8 protein-coding genes and 1 pseudogene are annotated in these 16886 nt (G+C 35.0%); all 9 read right to left on the reverse strand.

Annotation, left to right across the window (positions count from 1 at the left end; all coding sequences use genetic code 11):
* Nucleotides 1-487 precede the first annotated feature (487 nt).
* Entirely contained in the window at nt 488-1132 is a 645-nt protein-coding gene (locus tag KHA90_RS24155) for a hypothetical protein (protein WP_213307926.1), read from the reverse strand.
* 111 nt (nt 1133-1243) lie between these two features.
* The gene (locus KHA90_RS24160) at nt 1244-1744 is read right to left on the reverse strand and encodes a hypothetical protein (RefSeq protein ID WP_213307928.1); all 501 of its coding nucleotides are present in this window, start codon (nt 1742-1744) and stop codon (nt 1244-1246) included.
* 301 nt (nt 1745-2045) lie between these two features.
* On the reverse strand, nt 2046-2468 hold the full coding sequence (locus KHA90_RS24165) for a hypothetical protein (RefSeq protein WP_213307930.1): 423 nt from the start codon (nt 2466-2468) through the stop codon (nt 2046-2048).
* A gap of 10 nt (nt 2469-2478) precedes the next feature.
* Complete coding sequence (locus KHA90_RS24170) at nt 2479-12252, reverse strand: T6SS effector amidase Tae4 family protein (RefSeq protein ID WP_213307932.1); 9774 nt, start codon at nt 12250-12252, stop codon at nt 2479-2481.
* Nucleotides 12253-12294: 42 nt separating this feature from the next.
* The gene (locus KHA90_RS24175) at nt 12295-14259 is read right to left on the reverse strand and encodes a T9SS type A sorting domain-containing protein (protein ID WP_213307934.1); all 1965 of its coding nucleotides are present in this window, start codon (nt 14257-14259) and stop codon (nt 12295-12297) included.
* Between the two features lie 31 nt (nt 14260-14290).
* Nucleotides 14291-15022, reverse strand: coding sequence for an outer membrane beta-barrel protein (locus tag KHA90_RS24180; protein WP_213307936.1), 732 nt, complete (start codon nt 15020-15022; stop codon nt 14291-14293).
* A 14-nt stretch (nt 15023-15036) separates the two neighbouring features.
* Complete coding sequence (locus tag KHA90_RS24185) at nt 15037-15735, reverse strand: outer membrane beta-barrel protein (RefSeq protein ID WP_213307938.1); 699 nt, start codon at nt 15733-15735, stop codon at nt 15037-15039.
* A 100-nt stretch (nt 15736-15835) separates the two neighbouring features.
* On the reverse strand, nt 15836-16009 hold the full coding sequence (locus KHA90_RS24190; RefSeq protein WP_213307940.1) for a hypothetical protein: 174 nt from the start codon (nt 16007-16009) through the stop codon (nt 15836-15838).
* A gap of 47 nt (nt 16010-16056) precedes the next feature.
* Nucleotides 16057-16731 (reverse strand): annotated as a pseudogene (locus KHA90_RS24195) (DUF932 domain-containing protein); the annotation flags it as partial.
* Nucleotides 16732-16886: the final 155 nt, after the last annotated feature.

Here is a 16886-nt window from a genome sequence, read left to right on the forward strand (position 1 = left end):
TTTTTGAGGTGGTCACTTTGAACCGGAATCAACTGATCTCTTTTACAAGAATAGGGTGGTCACTTTAAACCGGAATCAACTGATCTCTTTTACCGGAATGGTATGCTCACTTTTGCCAGAATTTGCACTCTAAGCTAACGTTAAACTAAAAAAAAGGAGTGCTATATTTTCTAGTATTATAATCTATAAAATGATGAAAAAAAAACAAATCAAGCAAATTAAAATAATTAAAAAAGTTGAGTAGATAGTAAACATAACACGTTTATGGATACGATCAATTTTGGCCAATTTTAAATTTAATTTGGCCTTTTCCCGGTCGATTATATCTTGATATCTATCATCCATTATTTCAAATATATTACGCTTTCCAAAATTATTATTACGGATTTCCGTAACACGCGTTTTTATTTATAATAAATTGATTTTATTGTAATTCCTCCATTTTTCCAGTCATGCAATTGCATACTACCCAGTATTAATAAAAAAGTTACTTGCATTTTATTTTCTCAAAAATAGTTTTTAATTGATCCATGACAGATCCCGATTTAAAATCTTCTTTTGAAATTGCATCAATAAGTTTTGGACAATCTGCAAAAGCCTCTCTTGACATTTTTCTGATTAATGAATCTGTTCCTATTGCGAAACCATTTGATGCTGTGGTAGCATAGCCAAATACTAATTCTTCACTATTTTTTTTACCAAAAAAATAAGCTGTATTCGCAAAAGTAACTACGGTACTTGTACCTCCTGCATTTGGACGACTGCCTCCTTCTGATGCAATGCCGCCTATTTTTACATTTTTATCATAAACAATGTAAAACCACAGTTTTTTCTTAGATCTCGAAAAGTTTCCTGTTAATATATTAGCTGTTGTGGCATATAATCGTTCTGCAATATATTTTTTGCTTTCGCCATCTGCATATTCTATTTTTTTGATGTTAGTGCTTTCAATTTTTTCTTTTTTAGCTTCTTCATCTGTTTTGAAATAGACTTTAGAATCATCACTTTCTACCATTTCAGCAAATCCTTTTTTTGTTGATCCGTCTTCCATATATAAAACAACTTTAATAAATTTAGCATGTCCGGTTGTCGTAAATAAAAATAGAATTACAAATAATATTATTTTTTTCATAGTTGATTTTTGAATTTAAATATTTAAATGGTGATTATGTCTTTTTTTAAGCAAGATCAACTGATATAGTACATCGTTTCTAAATTATTAGTATTTATATACTGATAACCCTTATTTTTTAAAGAGATAATTGTACTGTAAGCAATCCTTCTTTAGATATCTTTTTTTATTTGACTCAAAATTTGTAAAACAATATTTATTGCATTTAAAATCAAATTTTGCTATACCAATTATTTTTTCCTTTTTATAAAAAAGTAGAATATCTTGATAGCACTCTAAACATTTGTAATTAGGGAAATATTTACCTGGGTTTTTATTTATAAAAAAAGAATCTATTTTAGAAGAAAACTCATTATTAATTTTTCTCTCTATAAATCCAAATTGAGAGAGTTTTTTGTAATTAGTTTTGTCCTTTTCATTTACAAAATCAGAATAATAAACCTCAAATCTTTTACTATTATCAGGGGGTCCAGGCAACTTATAGAAATTACTATGGTAGTATATTACTTTATCATAAAATGAATTATCATTTTTATTCTTTACACATCCCAAGAAAAGAATACTTAATAATATATAAATAGTTTTACTTCTTCGTAATAGTTTATTTTTCAATATTTAGATTTTTTTTTATGTCATTAAAATCTGTGCGGATTAAAAGACTCTAATTCTTTTACTTATTTGTACAAACAATCGACATAAGCAGGATTAAAATAATTATCTTTTCCTATATTTAATTTTATCATCGTGATATCCTATTTTATAAGATCTAAAATTCTATTTGGCATTACAATGAATTAAAAAGCATCTATGATTTAGAAAACCTCGCAAAATTGCAAGGTTTTTTTTGGTTTAATTATTCTCTTTGTTGACTGTATGTTTACTAGTGAGACTCACGCGCAAGAATGAGGACTCATCAAGGTTTTTTATCAAAGACTTTTATTTTAAAACCATTTTCATCAACTTCTGATAAGGTAACAAATGTTTTAAAATACTTCTTAGTTATTTTGATAACAGAATCTTGCAAAATGCTATTGTTGTCACTTCCATAGTTATCAAATATTATATATCCTCTTCTTTGTATTAAACTATCTTGATATAAATGTAAGTACCTTGAATATTCTTTTATATAGTTTTCATTATTTAAACTTTTACAGCTCCCGGCCAATGAAAATTTAAAGATATATTCACCATCCTTAAATCGCATTTGGTAAATATTACAATCTTTTGAAATATCTCTGTCCGTCAATGTGTAATTTTCGGGCTTTCCTATTTCAGTAGATTGATTTCTACACGATATTAAAAAAAATAATAGAAAAATTATTAATGTATGTCTCATAAGTTGAATTTTATTTATCATAATCAAGTATCCAAAAATAAGCTTTGAAAGTGGTCTTAGGCAATACTTTATCTTTTAAATAAGACTTTACATCCGTTCCTGATGCAAAAGATAGATCCCAAGTCCAATTCTCATAAATTAAATCAGCATGACCAGTAGCGCCATAACCTGTTTTTTTTGTTTTATCATCTGCTACATAAATAATTATTCCACTCATATCATCATATTTTTCCTTAATGTCATTTATCATTTTATCTATACCTGCTTCAGTTTTAATAGTATATGTTTCAGTAGGCTCTTGGATTTTCTTTAAATAGTTAGCCATACTTTCTGCATCTAAAACAAAGTTACCACTATCCTCTTTTTTTCCGTTTTGAACCCTTACATTACTTGGAAGTTCTTTACTTTTAGGGATTGGATAACCTGATTTATTAAAAGTATTTGATAAAACAATTGCACATGTATTTGTACCTTTATCCGCCAAATAATTAAGACTTTTTTCTCTCGTAAGTATTCCTTCTCCATCTCTATCAAGATTCCCTTTTAAACTACGATAACTCATGTCAGTCACTTTTGTTTGTTTTCCATTGGGATCAATGAAAGTAACCGGATTCTGATAACAATAACCATATGTACTTAAATTTTTCGAATTGTAAATTCCATCATTATGTTGACCATCAAAATAAAACTCCTTTTCAAATTTAGGGTTATAAAGAGCTAATGGATCAACATTCAACCACAAACTTATTTTAGCGTCATAATATCGAGCCCCATAATAGCTCAAATTCGTCTCCCTGTCCAACTCTTTTCCATTAAACAAATAGGGCGAAGAAAACGATGAACTATGCTCTTCAAACAAAACCTCCCCAAAAGCTATGTACTCCACGTGCTGTGAGATAGAACCATTTCGGGCTGTAATATACGAAGTACTTCCCAAATGATCGGGATGAAAATAAAAAATATCATTCTCAGGTAAGCCAATTCCGGTGAAACCTTCTCCGGATTTTACAGTTTCAGGTTCCACAGGCGGACCAAATTGTACCGGTGGTCCCGGTACATCGCCCGGTGTATTGAATACTGGATTTCTAGGCCAGCCTTCAGGCGGTTCTTGGTTTTCTTCAACAGGTTTAATTACTTCACTTGGGTAAGGATTGCCGGTAAACTCAGGAGTTGCATAAATACCTTGTTGGGTAGGAGGCCCAGGAGGAACTCCTAAACCTTTAACGCAATTGTCTAAAGCTTTTTGCTGCTCGGCTGTTAGTTTTCCGTAATTCACTCCTCCTGCTGTTAATTTTAGTGGCTGAGCAAATGATCCATTGCCTAATTTGCTTACAATTCGTCCTGCACCTTCAAAATAATGTTTCGTGAATTTACCTTTGCTTATTACAAAATAAGGAGATACATAACCTGTGTAGTCATCCGTATGCACAATTGTTGCAGCTGTTTCTCCGTTGATCGCGACATTTTGAGAATCGCCTGAACTTTTAATTACGCGTTCGCCTGAGGCATCGTAGGTAAATTGATGAATTCTCCCGTTGTCATTAATGCCTGATAAACGGTTTTCTTCGTCCCATGTCATTTTTCTGAAACTCTTTTCTTCAGTATAACTGGTTGGGTTTCCATTGCCATCGTAAACATATTCCTTTGGTTCGGTTTTACCTGTTTCAGTAATTTTATTAGGTGCGTTAGGGTGTAATTCGTTATCGTAATTATAATCCAATACATAGCCTTTCTGCTGATTGTTTACGGTGTGAACTAAATCTTTCTTCGTAATATTATGCATTTTGTTATAACTCATATTCAGCTCATAACTTGCCTTGGTAAATTCACCCTGATAGGTCGCTTTTGCAGATTTTAACCTGTAAAAATCATCGTATTGGTATTCATGTGAAGTAGTTCCGCCTAACGTATTGTTAACAACTGGTGCAGTATTTTTGATGTTTAGTACATTCCCGACCAAATCATAACCATACGAGTTATCCATGACTTGTCTTGAACCACTTTTTACCTGCAGTTGCTGTAAACGGCGCATTACATCATCATATGTGTAATTGGTTTCGGTATCGTTACCGTATTTTAAATACTTGCGCTGCTCAAATTCATCGTATGATAATTGTTTGATATAATCGTACGTATGGCTTTCTTTTTTGCCCTGCATACTTTGCAGATTTCCGGCTCGGTTATAGGTATAATTTACAACCTCACCATCAGGATATGTCATTTTTTGGATTCGGTTCCAGGTATCATATTCGTATTGCGAAATATAAGTTTGAATATCCGTTGGAGTAATACGAAGCGTTCGGATTTCTTTTTCGACTTCGCCCAGTTTTCCATAGAAAAATTCCTGTCCACCGCTGGCATCCTGTACAAACCACAATCTGCCCCGGCGCGATGCGGTTCCATCGGATTTGCCATAATTGTACTGTACATTATTCTGCGGGTTTTTTGGATATTTTATGCTTTCCAAGCGGTTGTAATTGTATTCGTATTGTATTGCACCTCCATTCGGTACTGTATTTTTAATATCCTGCGTAATACGGGACGTTAAATTACCCGCTAAATCATATTGCATGGTAGCTGTTCCCGCATCAGGATGAGTAAACTCAACGCGTCTTCCCAGCCAGTCATAATTGCTTTTGGTAACATGGTCCGTGGCATCGGTAACTTTAATCATTTCGCCTAATGCATTGGTTTCAAATTTGGTCAGTAAGTCATTTTGCATACTGGCTAGATTCTGACCTGCTGCATCGATGTAAGTCTGACTGGTTTTATTTAAGGCATCAGTTCGTGCAGTACGCATTACCGGCACACCGTCATAATTTTCTAATACAAAAACAGTTGTATTGGTACTTCCGTCAGGTAAAGTCACTTTTATAGGACGGCCTACTTCATCATATTCTGTCCTTGTTGGCGACACATTGGATAATGCTGTGTTGAAATTATTATCAATAGTTGTAGTTGTAGTTGGGTAATAATTTGTTATTGGTCTTCCTAAACCATCATAAATTATTTTTCCAGAAACAATCTGTACTTCCTGATCTGCACTGCCCGCCTGAGTAAACAAGCTTGCTGTTTTTTTAACCTGTAAAGTCCTTCCTGCGCCGTCAGTATACGTATAGATTTCAATATCTTTATCTAATTCTGGATCGTAATTTTTGGTTTTCGAGTATGGTACTTTTGCTTCTGGAAAATACTCGTAAGCAATCGTATACGGTTTACCCGAAGCAATTTCGTAAGGTGCTTTTATGGTCGCTGGACGTCCTTTAGTATCTAACGTATAAATTGTGCTTTGATCATTTCGATCGGTAGTTTTTAGCGGAGTACCAAAACGGTAGTCGAACTCTATTTTATTTCGATAACCAAAAGCATCTTTGATCTCGGTCGTGTATTGATTATTTTCGGTATCAAAAATGTATTCCAAAGTCATTCGCTGTGTCTTATGATTTGTCGGACCCGTAATTTTCTGCAGGTTTCCGTAAATATCATAAGTAATATCTGTGATTGCAATTTTATCCGCGGCAGCGTAATTTTTAATCTGCGTAACTTCAGCTGTTGTGGTATTAATTATGGTGGCTCTTTTACGTCTTAATCCTTCGGTTGTAAATACTTCCAACTGTTTCGGAATTCCGCCGTAATAAGGCGTAACGCTTTCGTAATAACTGATTTTAGCGGTTACTTTGTCAGCAGCAGAACCGTTTCCTAAATCTTCGTATTGCGTAATATTTCCGCTAGCATCATAAGTATTAAAAGTATTAGTTTCCAGATAATCACTACCGCCTTCATATACTTTTTGATTGGCATGAATCATTCCAACGAAAATACGTTTGGCGTCACAAGCTGGTAAATTAAGTTCCGAAACAGGAACACTCGTCTGCGTCGATACTTCGACAAAACTATATTTATTTTCAAATTCCTGACGTAATTTTCCGTTTTTATCTAAAGTATAACTGTGTTTTAAAAGGTTTTTTCGGAAATAATCCTGATTATAATATTCTTTAACAATTGTAGAAAATACCGAGTTATCTGCAGCATCAATCTGCTCCTGAATTACTTTTCCGAAACCGTAAAATTCTCTTTCACGACGATCGTGGAAACCGTCTTCATATCTGAATTTGGTAATTGAATGATCGATTCCATCGCCAGTATGTCCGTCAAAAACATCAACTGATTGTAAAACCCATTTAGATGAAGGGTTTTCATAGCTTGGTTTGGTAAGATAATAATCGACAACATAACTGTTTCCTGCACCATTAGTAACGCTTTTTAGTTTGTTGGTTCTTTTGATGTTCGAGAGACGTACTTTCAAATTATCTTCGTCTGTAGAAATGACATAATCGGTATTTCCATCTCCATCGATATCCATAAAAGTAGCTTCGGAACGCGAAGTACTCCATCCTTTACTGGCTCCTAATGATGGCGTAAGACGCAGTAACCAAATAGGAATGTCATAGGAATAACCTGCATTAAAACCATAACTCACACTTTTATTCTGGTTCATTTCAGAATAAGTAGGGTAAACTATTGCCGTATCAAAAGATCCTCCTAAATTTAAGGATACGATCATTTTATCCAGTACATACTCAATTTTATCAGGGAGTCCGTCACCATTAATATCCATAAAGGACTTATTTCCATTTGCTGTTGAACGTGCATAATTTCCCCCAGCTGTAATAGAACCTGCATTAAAATTGTAACCTAAACCTACACTCCAATCAGTAGAAGTTCCAGCGTTAAGTCCGTTGTTATTCCAATTTTCGGCTGTTAAAAAGCCATATCCGGTATTCAATAATACTGTTCCTTCATCCGTTATTTTATCTGGTAGTCCATCACCGTTAATATCAGCATGGATCATTTTTGATTTATCTGTACCATAACCCTGAGAGGCACTTACAGAAAGCATATTCTTTGCCTTATCTGCTTCTTTATCTGCAGCAGACTGGGCATTTCTTCTTAAGGTTGCTTCTTTTCCTATTACCAGAGCTCCAGAAGTTTGGGCTTGACCGTGACTGTAACCTCCTCCAAAGCTTGGTCCTTCTGAGGTTGTTTCTGCGTGGCTGAAATTATCTCCCAGATTCAGTACTTCAGGAGAAATACTTCCTACTGGTTTGGTTAATTGCACATTGCTCCCCCTGATATAATCCGGAAAACGGTCTCCGTTAAAATCTCCCATAGTTTGGGTTACGTAGGAGTCTCCATCAATAGACTTGCTAAATCCCATATTAGCTGGACCGGCATTAACTCCGGCAGCAATACTTTTACTTTTGCTTTCGCTGATCATGTCCAGTGCCGATGTACTTCCTCCATCTAATTTAGGTAAAGAAAAATCAGTATAATCTGCAATATCATCTTCTCCAAGTCTCGAAGTTCCTATTACTGCTCCTTTTATATAAATAGTTTCTTCCAGACCTTCCCATTTTACTTTTGTATAAGATGGGTTTAGAGATACAAAATAATTCTCTGAAACTTCATACCCTTTGCCATCATAATTTTCCGGATCGGTGTTATTAACATCAGGCTCTGTAGCATAAGCGTCAGATTGTTTTAGTTTGGTCTGATCTATAATATTCGAAGCGAGGGTTCCGTTAATTACAAACCCTCCCCAATTTCTATGGTACAATCCTAAGGTTCTTTCATCAGGATTTAAAAGGCTGTAAACACCAAAATCATCTGTAACAGCATTCCATATAACATCATCTGTCAGATCTGTAATATCTTTTAAATCTGTCACCTGAACCTGAATATTAAGGGCATTTACTTTTGGATAATTTCTAAGAATATTAACAGACAACGGATTTGAAACCGTAGTTTCTAACTGAATTGGAATTCCTGCTGCTGCATCGGGATAAACTACCACATTATCAAAAGCATTGATAACTTCAACCAACGTTCCCGATATAAGCTTGTAACGTTTACGTGCCAGAAGGATATTATTCTGCTTAGCTGAAAGTATTACTTCTCCATTATAACTATTAACTGGCCCCGGAGGAAAAGCAGATGCCAAAATCAAATCCTGAGGCAGTATATTCAGTTTCACTTTTCCGCTAACTGTTGAAGTAACACCTGGTATATTGTAATTTCCTTCTCTTTTATTATATAATAAATGATTCACTTCCATTGGTACTTCTTCGACTGCTGTACCCGGGTAAGAAGGAATGGTAACAGTTGGTGCAAATGAAATGGTTTGCCAGTTGATATTCGTATCTGTTTCTAAAGATAATGTTACTTGCGTATCTGCTTCAAAAGCAGGGAGGTTGACAGACGCTAAATCAAAAGTCGCAACATCATTTGCCCAAAAGTTTTTTTGGTATACAATTACTGGCGGATTCGTTTGCCCCAAATAGGTTTTGGTAATCACCAGTCGAATATGATCGGATGTAACGGGTTTATTTAAGATTCCTTTAAAGGAAACTGTTCCTGCTACGGGAATTACTTTTGATGTATTGTTACTGCTAAAAAAATCAGTACTTGCTTTGTAGGCTGACAACGAATATAAATTGGCATCTTTTAAAGTCGCAGGAACATTAAAATCAGTTGTGACTAAATTATTATTGATATCTCTGTCGAACTGTTTTACCTGTGAATACGTAATAACAGGGTCCCAGATAACCGTATCAAAATTTCCATCTTTTACAGCACTTACCCTAAAATATAAACGTTCTCCCTTTTCTACAGAAATTGCGTTATTTTGTTTCGTTTTAATGTCATGATCTTTTGCGATTATAGCCTCATCCCATAGTAATTGCGTTCCTTTTTGAAAATATAAACGTACACCATCTGCTTTGTCATCTCCTGCATTATTTACATATTCTGCACGTGCTTTAATTTGTTCGGGAGTAGTTTCTTTGATTAACTGGTATTCATGTGAAACTGAAATTATTCCCTTTACAGGAGCCTCCCACATACGGACTACATCATGTATCGGATTTTGTTTTTCTATTTCTTCTATCGACAGTGTTGTTGTTCCTGAAATTGTAACGTTTCCGCCTCCTGCAACAGGTGATGGCGTTCCCGAACTGCTAGGTTTAAAAGTTGGAACTCCGTTTACCAATCTATTGTAATAAACCTGTCCGTTACGAACGTAATCTATTAGTCCGTCTCCGTTAAAATCCATAAAGTAGATTTTTGTTTTACTGGTAGAACGCTGCTGATCATATCCGATATTGGCAAACTTTAAATTCAAATCGACACCCCAATTAAATGAGGTAGATTTAGAATATCCAACATCACTAATATTGATTTCCTGCATTTCTCCAAAAGAATTCTGACCGGTTGCAGATAAATTTTTTCGGTAAAAGACCCCATTTTTATTTTTGAATACTTTATCAGGCAGACCATCTCCATCAAGATCTTCCATTAATACGGCTGTGTCTGATGTTCCCCATCCATTTCCGCCATGACCTCCAACGGTAAAAGGCTTTAGATTACCGGTTTGCCCGACAAATCCAACTCCAATACGATAATTGATGCCAATATTAGATCCTTCAGAACTGCTCACTAAGGAATGATGTCCTGAAAATAAAATATCGTTATAAGAAGGGATAGCAGTATTGACCAGATTATCTCCCGGCACACTCCAGTTTTGCTCTGGTCCAAACGGATTGTATTTTCCGGATGCATCACGTACATCATCAAAATAATCCATTGTATTGGTATAGAATAATTTGGATTCAGAATCGTATTCTGAAATTGATTTCAATAAGGTTTTCTTAAAAGCCCCTTCTTTATAATTCAGTTCATAACTGCGAACCATATCGCTTTTGTAGCGTACTTCGATTTTCCGTAACAACTGATTGTTCAATTGTCTAAAACCTAATCTGGCCGAAACCTGAACGTCAGGTCGGTTGGCTTCACCCAAATCGGAATTTTTTATGAAAGTAACATTGTAATTCCCTTTTGTACTACCAAAACCGGTGTAATAGACTTTTTTAAGATAGAGTTCCCCGTCTTTCTTATCGTATTCGTATTCAACAGTATTTCCTTTTAAATCGACCTGAAGACATAGTGCCCAATGCCCGATGTTTCCAGATCCGTCTTGTAAAATTCCATTCGCTGCAAGACCTGAAGTAGTTCCTCCGTAATAACTGGCAACACCGCTTTTATCGCTTACGACCCAATAATAATTTTTAGGAGAGGATCCTTTACGGATAATCTGCTGAAAAGCACCTTCGCGTCTCGGATAAAATTGTTTATCAGTTGTTCTGCCAACCCATTCCGCTCTGTGGGAATTAGGGATTAATTGTTCTCCGGCAATGGTATATGTTTCGGTTTCCTGTGTTGCATCATATCTCGGTGCTCCCCAACGGGTTTCAATGCTTACTGCTGGTGTAGAAATATCCCAACCCATACCGGCCCAGCTGTGCTCGCCGTCACTATCGTATTGCAGGTTTAACGATGGCTGGATGCCCCCTCTTCCGTTTGGTATTACTATTGAAAATCCTGTACTTGCTGTTCCTCTTCCGTTTGCAGAAGGCGGCGCAATAGACTGAATGCCAACTAAAGGACTTGCCGCTTTTAGATCTTTTATACTGGTGGGCGTATAGCCGGAAGTTTCCGGAGATTCCGGCATTTTTATAATTCCGGCAATAAAATCGGTAAAATGAGTGGTTCTGGCCTTAATGATTCCTTGTTTTATATCCAATGAATCTTTGGTTACTTCCTGCCACAATCTTTTATTTTCATCAAAATAAAATACGTTGATGTCTTTCTCTGTATAACCTTCGGGGATTGTTTTTTTATCATACGGTAATGACAAGATTACTGCTTTTTCGAAAATAGTTCCGTGTGGTAATAACCTGAATCCTGCATTTATTCCTGTAACATTTACCATTGCAGAATTTAACGGAGCAATGTCTATTTTACGTAATCCGCTTACTGAAACTTTTACATTACTTTTTAAAACACCAACAGGAAAAACCGCCGAAAAATCTTTATAAGCAAGTGTGTTTTCTGTTTCAAAATTTATGGTTTTAAAAACTCTTTCTTTTGCATTTTCTAATAGTCTGTAGCTATCAACCTTTAAAAAATGTCTTAGTTCTAATTTTTCAGTGGCAATAACTCCGTTTGCCATTTCTTTGGTAACGGTAATTGATTTTTCTATTGCTGCAGCATCAAAAACCAATTCAAACTCCGGCTGGTTTACATCTATAACCATTCCGCCAATACTCATTTTTTTTATCTGCGAAGGAAAATTGGTTCCTTTGATGTAAAGTTTGTTTTCTGATTTTAATAACGTAAAATAAGTTGACGGAAGTGCCGATTTATAAACAATTCGAACATTTTTGATTTTATATGTATTTGAAATACCTTCAGGAGCCGTGAACAACAAAACGTTATCTCCGGAGCGTAATGATTTTTCAGAAAGCAACTCCGATTGTTTGGTCCAGTTTTTATTTACCGATAAAAATTGCCCTCCAATACTGAGCTGATTGTTTAAACTTCTAGAAATCGAAGCTGCCTGATCGTATCCGTATAAGTCGTATTCTAAATAGGCATTTTCTCCATTTTCAGGTAAAGCATCTACTTTAAGATGAAAAACGTTATCATAAGCATCATCCACATCATAAGCATCGGCAACACCAATGATTCCTTCTGCAATATCTGCCGAAAATGTTTTTGTATTTTTAATTTCATTTTTAATAATGCCTGTCGAATCTGTTTTAGAAAGGACAGTTTCTTTTTCCGAAGTATTTTGAGAAAATAAGGAGTGGAAGTTATATCCTCCAAAATTGGCGGCAAACAAAAAAGAACCTATTAAAAATACCAGTATTATAATTTTATTTTTCATACAGCAGGTTAATCGATTATGGGAAAATCGTTTATGTTTAAATTATTTCACAATAACTTTAAAAGTTTTTGTACCAAATTCTGAACTAACAGACACCAGATACATTCCTGATGAACTATTGATCGTATCATCATATAGATAAGTTTCTATTTGAGTAAGGTGCTTTTGTTTTATAAGTGCTCCTGTTAGAGAGTAAATACTAATATTTACATCTGTCTTGTGTGGATATTGCATAGCCACAGAAAAATGCCCGTCTGTAGTTGGATTAGGATATAAAATAATTACACTCGAATCGGTAATTTCTTTTCCATCAGAAGCGATGGCAATCTTGGTAGCCGTTTTACATTCCTTATCATTTACCAATCGTAGTTCGTAATTACCTGGCTGATCCACCAGAATTTTAGGATTATTGTCTATAAAATCGCCTTCATAAAACCATTGGTATTCATAATTTCCTGCTGGTAAACCTGTACTTGCATCAAGTGTTATGGCATTTCCACCCGTCAATAAATAATCTGATTTTAAATTCGGAAATGTTCCTTGTTTATCAGCCAAAAAAACGGTTTCGGAGTATAGATTTCCTTTGGCATCCCTAACGATATAATCATAAGTTCCAGATGAAAGCTGTAATCCTGTAGTGCTTTTTGCAGCCTGATTCCATTGTTTTACAACCACATCGCTTCCGTCTTTTTTAACTGTAACGGTAAAGGGAGCTTCGCCACCTTCAATACTATAATTTAACTGCCCGGATCCTGATACACCACAAGTAGCTTCCGTAATCCAGACCCTGCTGAACATTTCAGGTGCAACTTTTAGAGTAAATTTGGCTTTGCCTGATTTTTGTTTGTCCCAGTTAAAATCGTTTAGAACTAATTTTTCTGTACTTGACGTGCTTGCCAAACGAATATATTCTGAATCTTTTTCGTCGTAGGTTCCTTTTCCTGAATAATCAACCAATAACCAGTAATAGGTATCTTTGGGTAAAGTGCCTTTTATAAAAGCAGGGTTAAAAGCCCAATCAAGACTAAGATCTGTTGGATTTGTAAAATCCAATTGCCATTGTCTTGTAATACCGATTGGTTCTCCCTGTTCCTGTTTTTTGACTAAGAGATTTTTTCCGTTATCACTCCAAAAAGCAAAGTAGTTATTGGGTATTGTACCCGATTTACTTTTCAACTCCAGCGTCAATAATCCTTCTTCGATCATGTTACTGCTCTTTACTTGCAATAATCCACTGGCATCATCTCTTCCTACTCCGGTAATTGAGGAATCAAAATTCTTATGATGGTCGATATCCCAAATAGTTTCTCCGTGACTGTTAAGGTAGTTTTTACTTTCAAATTGCGAAAGCGAAATACCATATTTAATTCCGAGGTAACTGGCTATTTTTTGGGTTTCTTTCCCTGATAAAACCCTGTTGTAAACTAGAATTTCACTTATATTTCCTTTAAACTCTTCCGGAGGTAATTTCTCAAATTTAGATTTTTGCCCAATCGTTAACGACGATAACTTTGCAATACTATCCGTTATATTCTGTTGAAAAAAATGAATATTGGCTTTATGAGGTTTTATCTTTTCCTGATAGGATTGGTAAGAATATTTTTTTAGATCAACCAAGCGTTTATTGGTTGCAACTGAAAGTGTTTTTTGAGGATCGTTTATCGTCCATAAAAATTGCTCTTTCAAACTGTCTTTTACTTTGTAAACTATAAATAAGGTCTGACGTCTTTTACTTTCTATGCCCAAAGGTAAGATCAGGGAATCCTGAGCCGTATCAAAAACAATACTTGGGTTAAAATTAAAAGTCGCTCCGGTCTGTTTTTTTTGGGATATTTTCCCTTCCTTTTTAGTGAGGCTTTCCCAGTAATAGGCATCTGCGTTGTTTCGGGTTTTAATCCAAAAAGATGGATCTTCGACTGCTCCGGGCAATACCTTTTGCTGTGAAAAAACTAGGTTACTTGCCGATAAACTTATAAAAACCAATGCTGAAAAAATCTTTCTATACATAATTCTCTATGTTTTAAAATGAAATCGACTCTTAGAAATTGGCCAGATCATCAAAGTCAAATGAGTAACCAATAATCAATGAAATACTATTGATTTTGTTTTTATTTTCGCTGTAACGATGCCCGTTTTCTTCAGTTGTTAAAGCATCTGTAAGACCTAAAGTGTAGCGGGCTCCTACAGAAAGATTCGAATTAAATTCATAACCCAAAGAGAATATTCCAGAGAAATAATTTTTACCGGTAAGGGATTCTTTTAGTACTTTTTGCACATTGGCATCCGGTTCAAAATAAGTCCCTGAATCAGCAAATATCTCCTGTGCATTAGAAGTGTATTTTATATTATCGCTCGCAATATTAAAACTAATGTAAGGTCCAAAACCTAGATACATTCCTTCAACAGGATAATATTTAAATTGTGCACCGACATTAATATAACTGTATCCAAAAGTCATTTTGTATTTTAATCCTTTGATATCTTCATAATTCAAATCTGTACTTTGTCCCGAATAGGATATTTCGGTCTGGATACTTACTTTGGCGTAAGGATATTTCCAATTAATGAAAACCCCTCCCGTTCCTCCAAATTTACCCTTTTCTTCTAAAGTATAGCCCTCATAGATACCTTTCGGTACTATCACATCGGGAAGATTTGACATTTTAGAATAAATACCGCCACCAAAAAGACCATATGTTATCTCTCTGTCACCTTGTGCAAACAGCGATTTTGTGCTTACTAATAGTAGTAGTAAAATAATTTTTTTCATGTTTTTTATTGAAATTACCATTGATGAAAACTGTAGCCTAAAGAAAAACTAAATACCCCACTTTTGTTTTGATTTTCGATAAACTGAAAAGAAGATGCATTACTTTTTACCACATCTTTTACTCCTACATAATAGCGTAAATCGAAGTGAATACTTTCGTGCAGTTCGTAACCTAATGCAAAGCACAATGAAAAATCGTCTGCGCCGTCAAGACCATCCTGATAGAACTGCCTAGTGGCAACATCGTACATTCCGCCAGCTTCGTTAGATTTATAAGTAATATTGTTAGGAGATAAACTGATGCCGTAGAAAGCACCAAATCCTAAATTTAAACCTTCGTAGGGATATACTTTATACAAAGCTCCAATCTGCAAATAGGAATAATTTAATCCTAACTCAAATTCTTTGCCTGTAGTATCGTGATAATTGACAGTTTGAGAAGACTGTCTGAATAAAAGTTCCGGCTGAATGGCAACACGTGTATCGTAAAGTTTGCAGTTTAAAAAGAAGCCACCTTCGATTCCGTAGCCACCTTTGCTTTCCATAACACTATTATCAAAAGTGTTATCTCGTCCTTTAATACTTTCGGGTAAATTACTGATTTTAGAATAAATTCCTCCAAGTTTTAATCCGTAGGTGATATTAGTCTCATTTTGTGCATGAGTAGCGTTAAAAAAAGAGCAAAATATTAATAAGTGTAATAGTACTTTCATTCACAAAAATTTTTGCGAATATATGTATTAATTTCTGATTTTTATCTTTAAAAAATCGACAAAAGGTGATTTAAATCGCTCATACCAAACTAACATCTACCTAAAGCCTATATACGTGTTTGTCGATTACTAAAGATGTCTGAAAATAAATAATAAACACACAAACATTATTAGCTATATTGCGATTGCGTAATGAGTAGTCTGCTTGTTTTATTGCCTCTGCTAAATTTAGAACTTCAAGATTCTCTCCATTTTTATCTTCTATTTGTATCATGATTTCAGGGTTTAAAAGGACAGGCAGATTATGCCTGTCCTGATTAGCTAAGTGAAAATCAAGGCATCCGAGCCTTTACTGGCAAAATCGACACAAAGGTTAAAAGCCGACTGTGTACGGATTTGCCCTGTACCCCCCATTAAAAGGGAAGTTAATTTCGCCTCTTCATCTTTGTAATTTCTTACGTTCTGAAAATATCCTGTGATTGCATTGTAAGCCCCAAAAACAGTCCCTTTGGTAGTGTCCATCAATTGTGTTGGGTTGCTCATGGCATATTCAAATGCATTATCCACCATATTTGTAAAACAAGTTGAAAGTTCATCCTCCTTACCATCTTGTATGGTTTTAAGCACCTCTTTGCTCGGAACAAGGGCATACTGTATTAGTTTTTTTACTTCATTGTCCGTGATTCGGATTTTTGTCCAATGGTTAAAAATATTCTCCATTTGTGCCGATAACATATCGGATATCCCCATTACTTTATGTGCCTGTTCCAATCGCTGTCTGGCATTGGAGGTATGACGAATACGCACGGTATTAGTTTTACTGTTCATAGCGGCATTCAAGGTATTGTTACATACTATGCGTATGGGCGTGAAAGCTGCGGTTATGCTTCCGCTTCCGTCATGAGAAGTAGTAAGGAAAAGATACTTTTCAATTAAATCATCGTTACCGACCCTGATATAATCTGGCAGTTTAGCTGTTATAAAGATGCGTTCCCCGTTGTTATGTAAAGCTTTACATAACAATGGTTATGGAAAGTAAAGAATAATGTAAAGTAGAATATGACTAACCATTACTTTTGTGATAATTAAGACATTCTACTTTACATTATATCTTATTTAAAATTCTTGAGCCATTCTAAAAGATTTTCATT

It is taken from the genome of Flavobacterium psychroterrae, from assembly GCF_018380615.1.
Lineage (GTDB): Bacteria > Bacteroidota > Bacteroidia > Flavobacteriales > Flavobacteriaceae > Flavobacterium > Flavobacterium psychroterrae.